Source organism: Flavivirga abyssicola (assembly GCF_030540775.2).
Taxonomy (GTDB): Bacteria; Bacteroidota; Bacteroidia; order Flavobacteriales; family Flavobacteriaceae; genus Flavivirga; species Flavivirga abyssicola.
This window is the reverse complement of record NZ_CP141266.1, coordinates 27,501-43,361: the sequence shown is the minus strand read 5'-3', so window position 1 is coordinate 43,361 and position 15,861 is coordinate 27,501. Positions and strand designations below refer to the sequence as shown.

Genomic DNA, 15,861 nt, shown 5'->3' with positions numbered 1-15,861 from the left:
AGTTTCAGGCTTTTCCTAGTGACCGGGCTGGGGCTCGAACCCAGGACCCTCTCCTTAAAAGGGAGATGCTCTACCAACTGAGCTACCAGGTCATTATTTCAATACTAACATTGCTTTGTTTGTTGTTAGCGGGTGCAAATATAGAATGTTTTATTAATAAAACAATACTTTTTTAAAAGATTTTTTTGTTTTTTTGCATCACTAAAACGTATGTTTTTAATAATCAATTTATAGCGAGAAAATGATTTTAGTTTTAATTGGGTATATGGCTTCGGGGAAGTCTACTTTAGGAAGAATTTTAGGAAAGAAATTAAACTATGATTTTATAGACCTAGATGATTATATAGAAGAAAAAGAGCAATTATCAGTAAGTGATATTTTTAAATCTAAAGGAGAGATCTATTTTAGAAAGAAAGAAACATTTTATCTAAAGGAACTTTTAGATAATAAAACGAATTTAATTTTATCATTAGGAGGAGGCACCCCATGCTACAGTAATAACATGGATTTACTCATAAATAAACCCAATATAAAGAGCGTTTATTTAAAAGCTTCAATACCTACTCTGATAACAAGGTTGAAAAATGAAAAGAGTAAACGTCCACTAATAGCCCACATTGAAACAGATGAATTACTGGCAGAGTTTATCGGAAAACACCTTTTTGAGCGTTCTCAGTTTTATAACTTATCTGAAATTATTTTAACAACCGATAATAAAAAAGAAGAAGATCTAATCGAAGAATTAGTTTTAAAACTATTCTAAAACAGCTTCAAAAGTTTTACCCTCTAGAACTACATTAACATGTTCATGTAAGGAAGTAGATAAAGAAATACCTTTAAAATCTGCTTTCACAGGATATTTTTTATGATTCCTATTTACCAAAACGGCTGTTTTAAATTGCTTAAGAGGTACATTTAAAAAGTGTCTTACACCGTAAATCAAAGTTGTACCAGAATTTAAAACATCGTCTACAAGTACCAAAGACTTATTTTTATAATCGTCTGACGAAATTGAGGTTTCAATATCAGAGTGGGGATTCTTTTTATCAATGGAAACTTTACAAAGAATAGGATGTATATCAGAGATTTTTTGAAGTACCGTTTTTAATTTTTTTGCAAATACATAACCATTCTTATCAATACCAGCAAGAATGACTTCTTTTTCATTCACATTGTTTTCATATATCTGAAAAGCAATACGCCTAATTTTATGATTGATCTCGTTATGATTAAGGATGATGTTATTCTTAACAGCCATAATTGTTAATTCTAAAAATTAAAGGATAAAATTACTCATTTTTATCTGTTTATTTTATTTTTTTTCAAAGGTCAGATATAACATCTATAAAAGCCATTTTTAGTTCGATTAAATTTCCGTCAGGGATGCTTCATCAGTAAAATCATCAATATCTCTTCTATCTTTTTTTGTAGGTCTACCAACACCTTTTTTTCTATAATAATCTTTAGAATACTTTAAAAGTTCTTGAGCTTGAAATTGTTCTTTAGGGGTAATGTCGGTTCTATAAATATCAACCAGTTTAGCACCAACCCTGCTTTCGGGGATGTCATTTACAGTAAGCTTATAGTTTATTTGATTCTTTCTTAACTCAATAGTGTCCAGAGGATAAACTTCTCTACTAGGTTTAACAATTTCCTGATTTACACGTACCTGGCCTTTTTTACAAGCAGTTGTTGCTAGGGTTCTTGTTTTGTAATATCTAATACACCATAAATACTTATCAATTCGCATACAATTATTCTAAAAACTACGTTAATGTTGTTGTGCAAAATTATTTTAAAATTGTATCTTGCACGCCAAAAATAGGCAATAAAGAAACATTCTGGGCTTAAAATTTCAAATGAAAGCTAATTAAATGAATGTTCACCCATGTACGGCACATTACTAATTGAGGTCGTTCAAAAAGCAAATAAAAATAAATATGAAATTAAGAAAAATAGCTTTAATTGCATTATGTTCAGCTACATGTTTTTTATCTTGTAATAAAGATGACAATAATGACATACCTGCTCCTGTTGAAGATAGAGATAGGGATGAACAACAGATTGAAGATAAGGCTGCTCTGTTGGAATATTTTGCTACACATTATTATAATTCAAGTGAATTTGAAGCCCTTACAAATCCAACAATAAATGATTTAAAAATCACTAAACTTGTAGAAGGAACAACACCCCCTGCCGATGGTACATTGCTTTCAGAATCTACAAAATTGGATACCTTAACGGTGAATTTCGCAAATACAGATTACGAATATTATGTACTTAAATTAAAACAAGGAGGAGGAAGTGAATCACCAACTTTTGCAGATAATGTCGTAGTAACATATGAAGGTACGACTTTAAGTAATACTATTTTTGACAGTGCTGTAAACCCTGTGAATTTTGATTTAACAACCCTCGTGCCAGGTTGGAGAAAAGTCCTTCCAGAATTTAATGTAGCAGAAGATTTTATAGAAAATAATGACGGAACTGTTAGTTTTGTAAATCAAGGTATAGGCGTTATGTTTTTACCTTCTGGTTTAGCCTATTTTTCTAATGCAGTAACTGGAATTTCTGCATATTCTCCTATTATTTTTAAGTTTGGATTGCTGCAAATGTCGCAAAATGACCATGATAATGATGGGATTCCTTCTTATTTAGAAGACCTAAACGGAGACGGTGAGTTTTTATTAGATTCATCTGCCGATGTAAAAGATGGCGATAATACAGATGGCGATAACGTTCCAAATTATTTTGATAATGACGATGATGGAGATGGTGTTTTAACCATTAATGAACTGGAACGAATAACTTATACGGTAAATACAAATCTGGGAGAAGAAGAACCTTTACTCGATGAAAAAAATGAGTTTGAAATAGAAAGATCTGATGATGGAGGAGTGATTACTATTAAAACATTAAAGATCGTAGATTCGGATAATAATGGTAATGGTGATCATTTAGACGAAGATATAACTATTAATTATAATAATTAATAAAAAAGAAGCGGCTCATATCATATATCGAGCTGCTTCTTTTTCGTCATAAAACTTTTAGTTTATAAAATAACAGATAAACTTAAAATCAATTGATCTGGTCTTGTATCAAGTCTACTAATGTTAACATTGTTATTATTCAAAAAAGTAGCTTCATTTTTGCTAAAGCCCCTCTCATAACGTAAGTCTATGCCTATTTTTTTAAGAGTAAATCCAACACCAAAATTAAGACCAACAGAAAAATCATTTTCAATATTATTAATAGAAATACCGTCAAATTCAGTGTCTAAAATATATTGAAGAGATGGCCCACCAAATATACTAATAGGTCCTATTATTCTTGTACCAACTAATAAAGGAGCATCAATTTTTTGCATCTCAAAACTATCGTCACTATAATCACTTTTTGTAGCAGTATAAACTAACTCCGGTTTGAAATAAAGTCTATTGTTTCCAATTTTTCCAAATAAACCAATATGATACCCGATATTTCTGTCTGGATTATCTACGTTTGTGTTAATAGATTCAACATAATCACCATTAGCATTGTAATTTAATCCAGCTTTAATTCCTAAACCGGTTACCATTTGACTCTGTGCTATGGTTGTAGTAGGAATGATTAAGGCAATTGCCAAAATAAAAAATAGATTTTTGCTCACGTCACTTTTACTTCTAAGGTATTCGTGAAAGTTTTTTAAACTTTTCATAATATTCGTTTTTAGATTTGATTCATTATATCAAAAACGTTGCCAAAAGGATATTATTTTCTTTTTACAACTATTGTTATAGATTTTTGGTTATTTATCTTTATCCCATCTTTATTTCAATAAATTGGAATCAGTGAACCTACATTAATTTGATAAAACTAATTTAAAATTAAAAAAATATGTAGGTTTGCCAACTTAATAATGTTGCAGAGATGAAATTTGAATTAAAAGCGAAAGACGCTCAGAGTAAAGCAAGAGCAGGTAAAATAACTACCGATCATGGTGTTATAGAAACGCCTATTTTTATGCCCGTTGGAACAGTTGCCACTGTAAAAGGAGTGCATCAACGTGAGTTAAAAGATGATATAAATCCCGACATTATTTTAGGCAACACGTATCATTTGTATTTGCGACCTCAAACTGATATTCTAGAAAAGGCAGGTGGACTTCATAAGTTTATGAATTGGGATAGAAATATTTTAACAGATTCAGGAGGATATCAGGTATATTCTTTATCTGCAAATAGAAAAATTAAAGAAGAAGGCGTTAAGTTTAAATCACATATTGATGGTAGCTACCATACCTTTACACCAGAGAATGTCATGGAAATTCAACGCACTATTGGAGCAGACATTATCATGGCTTTTGATGAGTGTACGCCTTACCCATGTGACTATAACTATGCAAAACGTTCTATGCATATGACGCATCGCTGGTTAGATAGATGTATCAATCACTTAGAAAAGACACCTTTAAAATATGGATATAACCAAGCATTTTTTCCAATTGTACAAGGAAGTACCTATAAAGATTTACGTAAGCAATCTGCAGAATATATTGCAAATTCTGGAGCAGTTGGTAATGCCATTGGAGGTTTGTCGGTTGGTGAACCAGCAGAAGAAATGTATGCCATGACGGATGTTGTTTGTGCTATTTTGCCAGAAGAAAAACCGCGTTATTTAATGGGAGTAGGAACACCAATCAATATTTTAGAAAATATTGCGTTAGGAGTAGATATGTTTGATTGTGTGATGCCCACAAGAAATGCTAGAAATGGTATGTTATTTACAGCACATGGTACCATAAATATTAAAAATTTAAAATGGGCAGACGATTTTTCGCCAATAGACGATATGGGCATAACATTTGTAGATACCGAATATAGTAAAGCTTATCTGAGGCATTTATTCACAGTTAACGAATTGCTAGGTAAGCAAATAGCAACCATACACAATTTAGGTTTTTATTTATGGTTGGTTCGAGAAGCAAGAAAACATATATTAGCAGGAGATTTTAAAACATGGAAAGACAACATGGTAAAACAAATGGATAATCGTTTATAGTATTTATGAAAATTCTTGATTGGTATATATTAAAACGGTATCTGTTTACATTTTTAATGATGTTGTTATTGTTTGTTCCTATTGGAATAACAGTACACCTTGCCGAAAAGATTGGTAAAATATTAGAAAATGAAGTCCCTTTTTGGGAAGTCATGGTTTATTTTTTAGACTTTACAATCTATTTCGCTCACCTACTTTTCCCATTATTTTTATTCCTATCAGTTATTTGGTTTACATCCAAGCTTGCCAATAATACAGAAGTTATTGCTTTTTTAAGTTCGGGTGTTTCATTTACACGTTTTTTAAGACCCTATATGATAGGCGCTTCTGTAGTTGCTGTACTAGCCATTATTTTAGGATTATTTTTAGCACCCAAAGCAAGTGAAGGCTTTAATAATTTTAGCTATAAATATTTAAAAAAGGGTAGGAGTGCCGTAGACAACAAAAATGTGTTTAGGCAAATAAATGATAACGATATTATTTATGTAAGCGATTTTGATTTAAAAAACCAGGAAGGAAGATATTTTACTTTCGAACATTTTGAAGGAAACAAACTTGCCTGCAGAATAACTGCCAATAAAATAAAATACATAGAAAAAGATACCATATATCAACTAACGGATTATGTTAGAAGAGATATTGGAATAGATGAAGATAAAATAGAAAAGATAAGTAAAAAGGATACTCTTTTTGCTTTTCATGTAGATGACTTGATTCCAGTTATATATGCTGCCGAAACAAAAATGTATGGAGATTTAAAACGATTTATAGCCAAAGAAGAAGCCCGTGGATCTTCCAATGTTGGTCGTTTTCAATTGGTTTTATACAGAAAATGGAGTTTGCCTGTTTCAGTATTTATTTTAACAATAATAGCCGTGGCAGTGTCTTCAATAAAAAGACGAGGAGGCATGGGAGTTAATTTAGCCGTCGGGATTTGTATTGCTATGGTTTTTGTATTCTTCGATAAGATCTTTGGCGTTATGGCAGAACAGTCAGATTTTCCACCGCTAGTTGCAGTATGGTTTCCTAATATCATTTTCGGTATTTTAGCAGCTTATTTACTATACAATGCCAAACGCTAAAATTAAAAACTATTTACACTTACATTTTTTAGTTTTTATAGCAGGTTTTACCGCTATTCTTGGTGAGTTAATTACAATAAAAGCAATTCCTTTAGTTTGGTATAGAATGGCGATGGCTTCTATTTTAATGTTTATTTACATTAAAATTGCCAAAGTCAAAATAAAAATCACACTAAAATCTTTTCTCAGACTTTCAATAGCAGGAATCATAATAGCATTGCATTGGATAACTTTTTTTGGAGCGATAGATGCCGCTAATATATCCATAGCATTAGCTATGTTTTCTACAGGAGCCTTTTTTGCTTCTTTGATAGAACCTATTATTTACAAGCGAGCCATTATCTGGTATGAAATTCTTTTTGGAATTATAGTAATAATAGGCGTCTTTATAATTACGCAAAGTGAAATAAAATACCTAACAGGGATTCTTCTTGGAATTTCTTCAGCATTTTTCTCTTCACTATTTGCAGTATTAAACGGAAAATTTTTAACAAAACATACAGCAACAGTTATTTCATTTTATGAGTTTATTAGTGGAGTCATATTCATTTCTATTTATATTTTATTTTTTGGTGAAGGGGTCTCTTTAGATTTTTTCAATTTAAATACCGCCGATTTTGGATACCTCTTTATATTGGCATCTATTTGTACAGCTTATGCTTTTATTGCATCCGTTTATGTTATGAAATTAATCAGCCCCTATACAGTTGTGTTAACATATAATCTAGAACCTATTTATGGTATTATTATGGCCATTATATTGTTTCCGGAAAAAGAAAAGATGAGTGCATCATTTTATTATGGAGCTATAGTTATTATAGCGACAGTCATTTTAAATGGCGTTTTAAAAAACTCAAGAAAATTAAAAAGAAAGCATACTTAACAGTTTAAGAAAATTAAAGTTTTTATATTTGTACGCTAACCATAAATTAAATAGCTAAAACAAAATTCTTATGGAATACTTAGAATTTGAACTCCCTATAAAAGAGCTAGAAGATCAACTACAAAAGTGTAGAGTGATTGGAGAAGAAAGTGAAGTAGATGTTACCGAAACATGTTCTCAAATTGAAAAGAAGTTAAAAGAAGCCCAAAAAGATATTTATAAAAACCTATCGCCTTGGCAAAGAGTACAATTATCTCGTCATCCAAATAGACCATATACATTAGACCATATAAAAGCTATTTGTGGTGATTCATTTTTAGAATTACATGGAGATCGTAATATAAAAGATGATAAAGCGATGATTGGTGGTTTGGGAAAAATTGGTGACCAAAGTTTTATGTTTATAGGTCAACAAAAAGGATACAATACAAAAACCAGACAATATAGAAATTTCGGAATGGCTAATCCAGAAGGCTATCGTAAAGCATTACGTTTAATGAAGTCTGCCGAAAAATTCGGAATTCCAGTTGTAACTTTAATAGACACACCTGGCGCTTACCCTGGTTTGGAAGCAGAAGAGCGAGGACAAGGAGAAGCTATTGCTAGAAATATTTTAGAAATGACACGTTTAAAAGTGCCTATCATAACCATAGTAATTGGAGAAGGAGCATCTGGAGGTGCTTTAGGCATAGGTGTTGGAGATAACGTATTAATGTTAGAAAACTCTTGGTATTCTGTAATATCACCAGAAAACTGTTCCTCAATTCTATGGCGTAGCTGGGAATATAAAGAACAAGCAGCAGAAGCTTTAAAATTAACTGCAACTGATGCTATGAAGATAAAAGTAGTGGATGGTGTTATTAAAGAACCACTTGGAGGAGCACACAGAGATCGTGAAAAAACATTTTTAGCAGTAAGCAATGCCATCGTGAAATCTTATGAGTCATTAAAAAACTTATCACCAACAGAATTAATATCCCAGCGTATGGAAAAATATGCAAATATGGGAGTGTATAAAGGGTAAACCTTTTAAAACCATAACATAAAAAAATCTAAAACTTAAAGTTTTGGATTTTTTTATGCTTATCAACAATATTTTTAAGTTGTTAACAGTTAAATTGTTAATGACTAGTGAGTAATCCTAATTCATTTTTTGATTCAAAAATCTTTCTTTTTAATTACTTTCGTAAGTATGAAGCAACCTAACCAAGTTCAAGGATATAAAGTAGATAAAAGCACCATTATTAGCCTTGAAAAGGGTAAAATTCCCCCGCAAGCACTTGATTTAGAAGAAGTTGTACTAGGAGCGATGATGATTGATAAAAAAGGGGTTGACGAAGTGATCGATATTTTAAGCCCCGAAGCATTTTACAAAGAAGCACATCAATATATTTTTGAAGCTATTTTTCAGTTGTTTGAAAACAGTGAACCTGTAGACTTATTAACCGTTTCCACGCAATTAAAGAAAAGCTCAAAGCTAGAACTTGCTGGTGGCGATTTTTACCTTATTTCTTTAACACAAAAAGTATCTTCTTCTGCGCATATTGAGTTTCATGCGCGTATTATTTTGCAAAAGTTTATTCAACGTAGTTTGATTAAAATCTCTAACGAAATTATAGAAGACTCTTATGATGAAACCAAAGACGTTTTCGATTTATTAGATAAAGCAGAAGCAAAATTATACGAAGTTACCCAAGGAAATATTAAAAAATCGAGTGAAACAGCTCAGGACTTAGTTATTCAAGCTAAGAAGAAAATTGAAGAAATTTCGAATAAAGAAGGACTTAGTGGTATACCAACAGGGTTTAATAAATTAGATAAACTAACATCTGGTTGGCAACCATCTGATTTAATTATCGTAGCAGCCCGTCCAGGTATGGGTAAAACAGCTTTAACACTTTCTATGGCAAGAAATATTGCTGTAGATCAAAATATACCGGTAGCATTCTTTTCTTTAGAGATGGCTTCAGTACAGTTAATTACCCGTTTAATTTCCAGTGAAACAGGCCTATCTTCTGAAAAACTACGTACAGGTAAGCTTGAGAAACACGAGTGGGAGCAACTTAATGTAAAAGTAAAAGGTTTAGAGAAAGCACCTCTTTTTATTGATGATACGCCATCACTTTCAATTTTTGATTTAAGGGCGAAAGCACGTCGTTTATCATCACAACATGGTATAAAATTAATCATGATTGATTATTTACAGTTAATGACTGGGGGTAATAGTCATGGAGGAAATCGTGAGCAAGAAATTTCTATGATTTCTAGAAACCTCAAGGCATTAGCTAAAGAATTAATGGTGCCCGTAATAGCCTTATCTCAGTTATCTCGCGCCGTTGAAACACGTGGTGGGAGCAAACGTCCGTTATTATCAGATTTACGTGAATCTGGTGCGATTGAGCAAGATGCCGATATTGTATCATTTATTTATAGACCAGAATATTATAAAATTGATGAATGGGATGATGAAGAACGTTCTCCAACAGAAGGACAAGCTGAGTTTATTATAGCAAAACATAGAAATGGTGGTTTAGAAAACATACGATTAAAGTTCCTTGGTCACTTAGGTAAGTTTGATAATTTAGATGATTTTGATTCACCTTTTGAGTTTCACTCTAAAATGAATGCAGCTGCGAATGATGACACTTTTAAAGCTGATAACTTTAAAGCAAGCCCAGATCAAGCTTTCGGAAGTTCGTTTAATGATGACGATGATAATGATGTGCCATTTTAAAAATTAATCTGTCATTCCTGCGTGGGCAGGAATACTTCTACTTTAACCTTTGATTTACTATACGTTTAAGAAATTGAAACATGGATAAATAGAAAAGACGAAAATAGTTTTAAAGTAATTAATACTCATTATCTCCTATTATAGGGTAAAGAATATGGGAGATTTACATTGGAAAGAGAGATATAAGTTTTGAACTCATCTTGACTTTTTGTTTTTAACCGAAAATGAGATAAAATTTGTTCAGATGAGGCCTTTTTTGCAAGGCATAGCAGTGCTAAGCATAAAAAAAGTAACAAAATATGGGCGAATTTCAGCCATTTTTTAGGAAATAGAAAAAGTCAAGGTGAGTTCTTTATAAAATATTGTTCGAACAAAATGTTAAATCGTTTTAATCGGAAGAAAATTTAAGTATCTTTCAATTTAAATAATAAGAGTTTTTAGGTCATTTCGAAGAAGGAACGACTGAGAAATCACATAAAGTTTTGCTTCACATTGAAAAAGATATTTTTTACATTACTATTTGTTTTAGCTGGGTTACATACCTATGCATCCTACATTCTTATACCCATGGATGCAGAAAGTCAAAAAAATCACCTTAAAGCATATGGTATTACCTATTGGACACTCAATAAGGAATTAAAAGTAAAATGGCTTTTAAATTACAGAGGCGGTTCATTTTTACTACCAGATACTGATGATATTCAGAGAGAGTGTCAAATTCGCGGGATTTCTTTCGAAGTTATTTCAAACTCTAAAGTGGAAAGCATTTTAGAAGAGATAAGCAGTCCTAGCAAAAATATGGAAGCAGTCATTTTAGAAAAAGCGCCTAAAATAGCAGTATATACTCCAAAGGGAAAACTACCATGGGATGATGCAGTAACGATGGTATTAAAATATGCTGAAATTCCTTATGAAACGGTTTACGATGAAGAAGTGTTAAATGATGGTTTGTTACTCTTTGACTGGCTACATTTACATCATGAGGATTTTACAGGGCAGTATGGTAAATTTTATGGTGCTTATAGAGCTGCTTCTTGGTACATTCAAGAAAAGAAAGATGCAGAAGCATTAGCAGCAAAATTGGGGTATAATAAAGTATCTCAAGAAAAATCTGATGTCGCTTTAAAGATTAGAGACTATGTTGTTGGAGGCGGGTTTATGTTTGCTATGTGCAGCGCTACAGATAGTTTTGATATTGCTTTATCTGCTGAAGGGGTAGATATCTGTGAACCGATGTTTGATGGTGATGGAAGCGATCCGGCTTACCAAAATAAAATCGATTATAATAAAACCTTTGCATTTTCTAATTTCACCTTAGAACGAAGTCCTATAGTATATGAGTTTTCCTCAATAGATATGACCAGTAAACGCAGGGTTCCTAAAACAATAGATTATTTTTCATTAATGGAATTTTCTGCAAAATGGGATCCCATTCCAACGATGTTATGTCAAAATCATACAGCATTAGTAAAAGGTTTTATGGGACAGACGACATCTTTTACTAGAGATGAAATAAAATCGAATGTATTAGTAATGGGGGAAACAAAATCGAATGGTGAAGCCAAATATATTCATGGCATAAAAGGAAAAGGCTTCTTTACTTTTTACGGAGGACATGACCCCGAAGATTACCAACATAGAGTAGGGGATGCAAAAACAGAATTAGATTTGCATCCAACATCTCCTGGGTATAGACTTATTTTAAATAATGTATTATTTCCAGCTGCAAGAAAAAAGAAACAGAAAACTTAAAAGTTATTCAATGATTTCAAGAGTTCTTTCAAATGTGTATATAAAGCCGTCTGCACCGCTGCCATCAGATAGGTTATTTTGATCTATGGTAAGCACAGCTGCCGAAGAAATTGTAAACGAACCAAATTCAACACCATCAATGCTAAGAAAAGTATCTCCATTAGCTTCTGTTACAGAATAAGCATAAGTTCCTGAATCTAGAGCATCTTGTTTCGTATCATCAGTATTATTGTTCTCAATTTCAATTTCAAAGTCTACTTCATTAAAAGTCCATACTACAGTTTCTAAAGGAAAAGAGTCATCAACACCTGCTAAACCACCTGTGGTCCTAACCAAATTCCAATGTGCAATTACAGTTTGAGGTTCAGGAATATTAATATCATTTTTTACAGAACAAGCAGTTAATAATAACAGACTAAATATTATGGTTGCAAAATACTTTTTCATAATTTTTTAATTTATAGGATTTACCCATATATATAGATGTAAAAAAAATAAAATGGTTGCGTTAGAATTTTAATAAAAGCATGATAATATATAATTTGGCTAAAGTTAAGCGTAAACATTAATTACTATGAAATTTTTTCAGAAGGAAATAAAATTACAGCCTAGTTCAAGAGGGTTTCATTTAATTACCAATAGTATTCTAGATGCTATTCCAGAAATAGGGCAAATAAGCATTGGACAATTACAAGTATTTATTAAACATACATCAGCCAGTTTAACTATAAATGAAAATGCAGATGCTACTGTGAGAACAGATTTTGAATCCCATTTTAATGTCATGGTTCCCGAAAACGCAGCTTATTATAAACATACCTATGAAGGGCCTGATGATATGCCGGCACATATTAAGACATCATTACTTGGAGCGTCGGTTAATATACCTATTACAAAGGGGCAATTAAATTTAGGAATTTGGCAAGGTATTTATTTATGTGAACATAGAGATTATGGAGGCTCAAGAAACATTGTTATCACAGCTTTTGGAGTATAAAGATGACAGTATCCGAACCGCTAAAAACAAAAAAAATCCAATTCAATTAAGAATCGGATTTTTTATTAAGCGAATAATATGTTTTACAATAGGCGAAAACGCCTTATTTTACTTTCTCTATAACAGCTTTAAAAGCCTCAGGGTTATTCATAGCTAAATCTGCTAAAACCTTACGGTTTAATTCAATATCATTAGCTTTTAATTTCCCCATAAATTGAGAATAAGATAAACCATGTTCTCTGGCTCCTGCGTTAATACGCGTAATCCATAAAGCACGGAATGTTCTCTTTTTGTTTCTACGGTCTCTATACGAGTATTGCATCGCTTTATCAACCGCATTTTTTGCTACTGTCCAAACGTTTTTACGTCTTCCAAAGTAACCTTTTGCTTGTTTAAGAACCTTTTTTCTTCTGGCTCTTTTTGCTACAGAATTTACTGATCTTGGCATAATTTTAATTGTTTTTTGTAGTAGGCGTCCCGAACTTGTTTCGGGAACTTTTTATTTCTTAATTCGTAAATTTAAAATCTACAATAGTTAATCAATAAGCCTAACTCCAGGGTTTATAAATTTGTTTAACCGATTAAAACAGTATTACTTTAAACGTAACATCGTTTTAATATTGTCCTCGTCTGCCTTATGTACTAATGTATCATGAGTCAGAGCAAGTTTACGCTTTTTAGACTTCTTTGTTAAGATGTGACTTTTAAAAGCGTGCTTTCTTTTAATCTTTCCAGTACCCGTTAACTTAAAACGTTTCTTGGCACTAGATTTTGTTTTCATTTTAGGCATTTTCTTTTCCTAGTTTTAATTATCTCGCTTAATTACTTTAGTGCTGAACTCGTTTCAGCATCATATTTTTAATATATATTCTGTTTATTTTTTTGGAGCTATAAACATGGTCATACGCTTACCTTCTAAACGTGGCATTTGCTCTACTTTACCGAGTTCTTCTAAATCCTGAGCTAAACGCAGTAATAAGATCTGACCTTGTTCTTTAAATATAATAGATCGTCCTTTAAAAAATACAAAGGCTTTAAGTTTTGCACCTTCTTTTAAAAATTTCTCAGCATGTTTCTTTTTAAATTCATAATCGTGGTCATCTGTTTGAGGACCAAAACGAATTTCTTTAATGATAACTTTAGTAGCTTTAGATTTTAAAGCCTTATCACGTTTCTTTTGCTCATAAAGAAACTTTTTATAATCCATAACCTTACAAACAGGAGGATCAGCATTTGGAGAAATCTCAACAAGATCTAATCCTTGCTCATCAGCTATTTTTAAAGCATCTCTGGTAGAATAAACACCAATTTCTACGTTGTCTCCAACAAGACGTACGCTAGGAGCACTAATCTTAGAGTTTATTTTATGTTTATCCTCTTGTATAACCCTTCTATTGGGTTGATTTCTTCTTCGAATTGCTATGACGTTATGGTTTTAAGTTAAACTTTATTTTTAGAACGATTTTAACGTTTTATTTATTTCTTCTTTTATAATTTCAGAGAATCTTTCAATGGAAATCATTCCTAAATTCTCTCCACCATGCTTACGCACAGTTATTTTGTTTTCTTTCTCTTCTTGTTCCCCTATGATGATCATATACGGGTGTTTCTGCATTTCGGATTCCCGAATCTTCTTCCCAATAGTCTCATTTCTATGGTCTACAAGGGCGCGAATTTCGTCATTTTCTAGCAAATTTAAAACTTTTTCCGAGTATTTTTCGTATTTCTCGCTAATTGATAATATTACAGCTTGGGTTGGCATTAACCAAAGCGGGAAATTACCTGCTGTATGTTCTAACAAAATAGCTATAAAACGTTCCATGCTTCCAAAAGGAGCACGGTGTATCATAATCGGACGATGAAGCTCATTATCACTGCCTTTGTAAGTGAGATCAAAACGCTCAGGTAAATTATAATCTACCTGTATAGTTCCCAGTTGCCAACGTCTTCCCAAGGCATCCTTTACCATAAAATCTAATTTAGGACCATAAAAAGCAGCTTCCCCTTCTTCAATAACATAATTTAAACCTTTATCAGATGCAGCACTAATAATAGCTTGCTCCGCTTTTTCCCAATTTTCAACATCTCCAATATATTTGTCTGGATTTTCTGGATCCCTTACAGAAACCTGTGCAGTAAAATTTTCAAACCCTAAAGAACCAAAAACATAAAGAACTAAATCTATAACATTTTTAAATTCTTCATCTAATTGATCTGGTGTACAAAATAAATGCGCATCATCTTGAGTAAACCCCCTAACTCTTGTTAAACCATGTAATTCACCACTTTGTTCATATCTGTAAACCGTTCCGAATTCCGCGTAACGTTTAGGTAAATCTTTATAACTCCATTGCGCACTATTGTATATTTCACAGTGGTGTGGACAGTTCATAGGTTTTAATAAAAACTCTTCGTCCTCTTTAGGTGTATGTATGGGTTGAAAACTATCCTCACCATATTTGGCATAATGACCAGAGGTAACATATAGCTCTTTCTGGCCAATGTGTGGCGAAATTACCATTTCGTAACCGGCTTTCTTTTGAGCAGCTTTCAAGAAGTTCTCTAAACGTTCGCGTAAAGCAGCTCCTTTTGGTAACCACAATGGTAAACCTTGACCAACTTTTCTAGAGAATGTAAACAATTCTAATTCCTTGCCTAATTTTCTATGATCGCGCTTTTTTGCTTCTTCTAATAATTCTAAATGAGCAGTAAGCTCTTTTTGTTTTGGGAATGATATGCCATACACCCGTGTTAATTGCGGGTTATTTTCATCACCTCTCCAATAAGCTCCAGCAACCGACAAGATTTTTACAGCTTTAATAATACCAGTATTAGGAATATGTCCACCTCGACACAAATCTGTAAAAGTAGAATGATCACAAAAAGTAATCGTGCCGTCCTCAAGATTTTCTATCAACTCGGTTTTAAACTCATTATCACTATAAAGTTCTAAAGCCGCAGCTTTTGTAGCAGAACGCATTTTAAAATCATGTTTACCTCGGGCTATCTCCAACATTTTAGTTTCAATAGCTTTAAAGTCTTTTTCAGAAACAACATGCTCACCAAAATCTACATCATAATAAAACCCATTTTCAATAGCAGGACCAATTGTCAATTTTGCACCAGAATACAATTCCTCAATAGCTTGTGCTAATACATGCGCAGAAGAGTGCCAAAAAGCAGTTTTACCCTCATCGTTATTCCAGGTATATAAAACTAAAGTACCATTGGTGGTTAATGGTGTAACGGTTTCTACTGTTGTACCATTAAAACTTGCCGAAATCACATTCCTAGCAAATCCTTCACTAATGCTTTTAGCAACATCCATAGGTGTAGCATTTTTTTCAAATTGCTTTACACTTCCATCGGG

The 15,861-nt window shown here is 32.4% G+C and carries 17 protein-coding genes and 1 tRNA gene (1 of these 18 cut by a window edge); 9 read left to right on the top strand and 9 right to left on the bottom strand.

Annotated features, from left to right (window positions below; translation table 11 throughout):
* Positions 1–19: 19 nt before the first annotated feature.
* Positions 20–92, bottom strand: a tRNA-Lys gene (locus Q4Q34_RS00215).
* 149 nt (positions 93–241) lie between these two features.
* Between Q4Q34_RS00215 and Q4Q34_RS00210 the strand changes: the two genes are divergently transcribed.
* Positions 242–763, top strand: coding sequence for a shikimate kinase (locus tag Q4Q34_RS00210; protein ID WP_303319072.1), 522 nt, complete (start codon positions 242–244; stop codon positions 761–763).
* Here the strand turns inward: Q4Q34_RS00210 and Q4Q34_RS00205 are convergent.
* Together Q4Q34_RS00205 and Q4Q34_RS00200 are read right to left on the bottom strand one after the other, a co-directional pair.
* A complete protein-coding gene (locus Q4Q34_RS00205) occupies positions 755–1,258 on the bottom strand; it encodes a phosphoribosyltransferase domain-containing protein (RefSeq protein WP_303319073.1) in 504 nt (167 codons plus the stop codon). The two genes, Q4Q34_RS00210 and Q4Q34_RS00205, sit on opposite strands and share 9 nt — an antisense overlap.
* Positions 1,259–1,366: 108 nt before the next feature.
* On the bottom strand, positions 1,367–1,750 hold the full coding sequence (locus tag Q4Q34_RS00200) for an RNA-binding S4 domain-containing protein (protein WP_303319074.1): 384 nt from the start codon (positions 1,748–1,750) through the stop codon (positions 1,367–1,369).
* 190 nt (positions 1,751–1,940) lie between these two features.
* Here Q4Q34_RS00200 and Q4Q34_RS00195 point away from each other — a divergent pair, with 190 nt between their 5' ends.
* The gene (locus Q4Q34_RS00195) at positions 1,941–2,993 is read left to right on the top strand and encodes an FKBP-type peptidyl-prolyl cis-trans isomerase (RefSeq protein ID WP_303319075.1); all 1,053 of its coding nucleotides are present in this window, start codon (positions 1,941–1,943) and stop codon (positions 2,991–2,993) included.
* Positions 2,994–3,055: 62 nt separating this feature from the next.
* Here the strand turns inward: Q4Q34_RS00195 and Q4Q34_RS00190 are convergent, their stop codons facing one another.
* Complete coding sequence (locus Q4Q34_RS00190) at positions 3,056–3,700, bottom strand: outer membrane beta-barrel protein (protein WP_303319076.1); 645 nt, start codon at positions 3,698–3,700, stop codon at positions 3,056–3,058.
* A gap of 212 nt (positions 3,701–3,912) precedes the next feature.
* On the opposite strand from Q4Q34_RS00190, the gene tgt reads away from it, so the two are divergent.
* The 6 genes from tgt to Q4Q34_RS00160 all read left to right on the top strand — a co-directional run bounded on the left by tgt (position 3,913) and on the right by Q4Q34_RS00160 (position 11,494).
* Positions 3,913–5,043 (top strand): tRNA guanosine(34) transglycosylase Tgt, encoded by a 1,131-nt coding sequence (gene tgt, locus Q4Q34_RS00185; RefSeq protein ID WP_303319077.1) that lies wholly within the window; start codon positions 3,913–3,915, stop codon positions 5,041–5,043.
* A 5-nt stretch (positions 5,044–5,048) separates the two neighbouring features.
* Complete coding sequence (locus tag Q4Q34_RS00180) at positions 5,049–6,125, top strand: LptF/LptG family permease (protein WP_303319078.1); 1,077 nt, start codon at positions 5,049–5,051, stop codon at positions 6,123–6,125.
* Complete coding sequence (locus Q4Q34_RS00175) at positions 6,112–7,008, top strand: DMT family transporter (protein ID WP_303319079.1); 897 nt, start codon at positions 6,112–6,114, stop codon at positions 7,006–7,008. Before Q4Q34_RS00180 ends, Q4Q34_RS00175 begins: the two co-directional genes overlap by 14 nt.
* Positions 7,009–7,078: 70 nt before the next feature.
* The gene (locus Q4Q34_RS00170) at positions 7,079–8,032 is read left to right on the top strand and encodes an acetyl-CoA carboxylase carboxyltransferase subunit alpha (RefSeq protein WP_303319080.1); all 954 of its coding nucleotides are present in this window, start codon (positions 7,079–7,081) and stop codon (positions 8,030–8,032) included.
* Positions 8,033–8,200: 168 nt separating this feature from the next.
* Positions 8,201–9,742: a replicative DNA helicase gene (dnaB, locus tag Q4Q34_RS00165; RefSeq protein WP_303319081.1), complete on the top strand. Its 1,542-nt coding sequence runs from the start codon at positions 8,201–8,203 to the stop codon at positions 9,740–9,742.
* Between the two features lie 492 nt (positions 9,743–10,234).
* Positions 10,235–11,494 (top strand): asparagine synthetase B, encoded by a 1,260-nt coding sequence (locus tag Q4Q34_RS00160; protein ID WP_303319082.1) that lies wholly within the window; start codon positions 10,235–10,237, stop codon positions 11,492–11,494.
* Between the two features lie 3 nt (positions 11,495–11,497).
* Here Q4Q34_RS00160 and Q4Q34_RS00155 read toward each other — a convergent pair whose 3' ends face one another.
* The gene (locus Q4Q34_RS00155) at positions 11,498–11,941 is read right to left on the bottom strand and encodes a hypothetical protein (RefSeq protein ID WP_303319083.1); all 444 of its coding nucleotides are present in this window, start codon (positions 11,939–11,941) and stop codon (positions 11,498–11,500) included.
* 127 nt (positions 11,942–12,068) lie between these two features.
* Between Q4Q34_RS00155 and Q4Q34_RS00150 the strand changes: the two genes are divergently transcribed.
* Complete coding sequence (locus Q4Q34_RS00150) at positions 12,069–12,491, top strand: secondary thiamine-phosphate synthase enzyme YjbQ (RefSeq protein ID WP_303319084.1); 423 nt, start codon at positions 12,069–12,071, stop codon at positions 12,489–12,491.
* Positions 12,492–12,594: 103 nt separating this feature from the next.
* On the opposite strand, the gene rplT is transcribed toward Q4Q34_RS00150, so the two are convergent.
* The 4 genes from rplT to thrS all read right to left on the bottom strand — a co-directional run.
* Positions 12,595–12,939: a 50S ribosomal protein L20 gene (gene rplT / locus Q4Q34_RS00145; RefSeq protein WP_109308747.1), complete on the bottom strand. Its 345-nt coding sequence runs from the start codon at positions 12,937–12,939 to the stop codon at positions 12,595–12,597.
* A 144-nt stretch (positions 12,940–13,083) separates the two neighbouring features.
* On the bottom strand, positions 13,084–13,281 hold the full coding sequence (gene rpmI / locus Q4Q34_RS00140; RefSeq protein WP_019388182.1) for a 50S ribosomal protein L35: 198 nt from the start codon (positions 13,279–13,281) through the stop codon (positions 13,084–13,086).
* 84 nt (positions 13,282–13,365) lie between these two features.
* Positions 13,366–13,875, bottom strand: coding sequence for a translation initiation factor IF-3 (infC, locus tag Q4Q34_RS00135; RefSeq protein WP_303319086.1), 510 nt, complete (start codon positions 13,873–13,875; stop codon positions 13,366–13,368).
* Positions 13,876–13,944: 69 nt separating this feature from the next.
* A protein-coding gene (gene thrS, locus Q4Q34_RS00130; RefSeq protein ID WP_303319085.1) for a threonine--tRNA ligase crosses the window boundary here: on the bottom strand, positions 13,945–15,861 show its 3' portion. The gene runs 18 nt beyond the window's last position; the window shows 1,917 of its 1,935 coding nt (coding positions 19–1,935); the start codon falls outside the window, past its right edge — the gene reads right to left on this strand; its stop codon occupies positions 13,945–13,947.

What these genes read in the sequence shown, in the direction of transcription:
- Q4Q34_RS00210 (WP_303319072.1), top strand. Translation starts at nt 242, where the DNA reads ATGATTTTAGTTTTAATTGGGTATATGGCTTCGGGGAAGTCTACTTTA.
- Q4Q34_RS00205 (WP_303319073.1), bottom strand. Translation starts at nt 1,258, where the DNA reads ATGGCTGTTAAGAATAACATCATCCTTAATCATAACGAGATCAATCAT.
- Q4Q34_RS00200 (WP_303319074.1), bottom strand. Translation starts at nt 1,750, where the DNA reads ATGCGAATTGATAAGTATTTATGGTGTATTAGATATTACAAAACAAGA.
- Q4Q34_RS00195 (WP_303319075.1), top strand. Translation starts at nt 1,941, where the DNA reads ATGAAATTAAGAAAAATAGCTTTAATTGCATTATGTTCAGCTACATGT.
- Q4Q34_RS00190 (WP_303319076.1), bottom strand. Translation starts at nt 3,700, where the DNA reads ATGAAAAGTTTAAAAAACTTTCACGAATACCTTAGAAGTAAAAGTGAC.
- tgt (WP_303319077.1), top strand. Translation starts at nt 3,913, where the DNA reads ATGAAATTTGAATTAAAAGCGAAAGACGCTCAGAGTAAAGCAAGAGCA.
- Q4Q34_RS00180 (WP_303319078.1), top strand. Translation starts at nt 5,049, where the DNA reads ATGAAAATTCTTGATTGGTATATATTAAAACGGTATCTGTTTACATTT.
- Q4Q34_RS00175 (WP_303319079.1), top strand. Translation starts at nt 6,112, where the DNA reads ATGCCAAACGCTAAAATTAAAAACTATTTACACTTACATTTTTTAGTT.
- Q4Q34_RS00170 (WP_303319080.1), top strand. Translation starts at nt 7,079, where the DNA reads ATGGAATACTTAGAATTTGAACTCCCTATAAAAGAGCTAGAAGATCAA.
- dnaB (WP_303319081.1), top strand. Translation starts at nt 8,201, where the DNA reads ATGAAGCAACCTAACCAAGTTCAAGGATATAAAGTAGATAAAAGCACC.
- Q4Q34_RS00155 (WP_303319083.1), bottom strand. Translation starts at nt 11,941, where the DNA reads ATGAAAAAGTATTTTGCAACCATAATATTTAGTCTGTTATTATTAACT.
- Q4Q34_RS00150 (WP_303319084.1), top strand. Translation starts at nt 12,069, where the DNA reads ATGAAATTTTTTCAGAAGGAAATAAAATTACAGCCTAGTTCAAGAGGG.
- rplT (WP_109308747.1), bottom strand. Translation starts at nt 12,939, where the DNA reads ATGCCAAGATCAGTAAATTCTGTAGCAAAAAGAGCCAGAAGAAAAAAG.
- rpmI (WP_019388182.1), bottom strand. Translation starts at nt 13,281, where the DNA reads ATGCCTAAAATGAAAACAAAATCTAGTGCCAAGAAACGTTTTAAGTTA.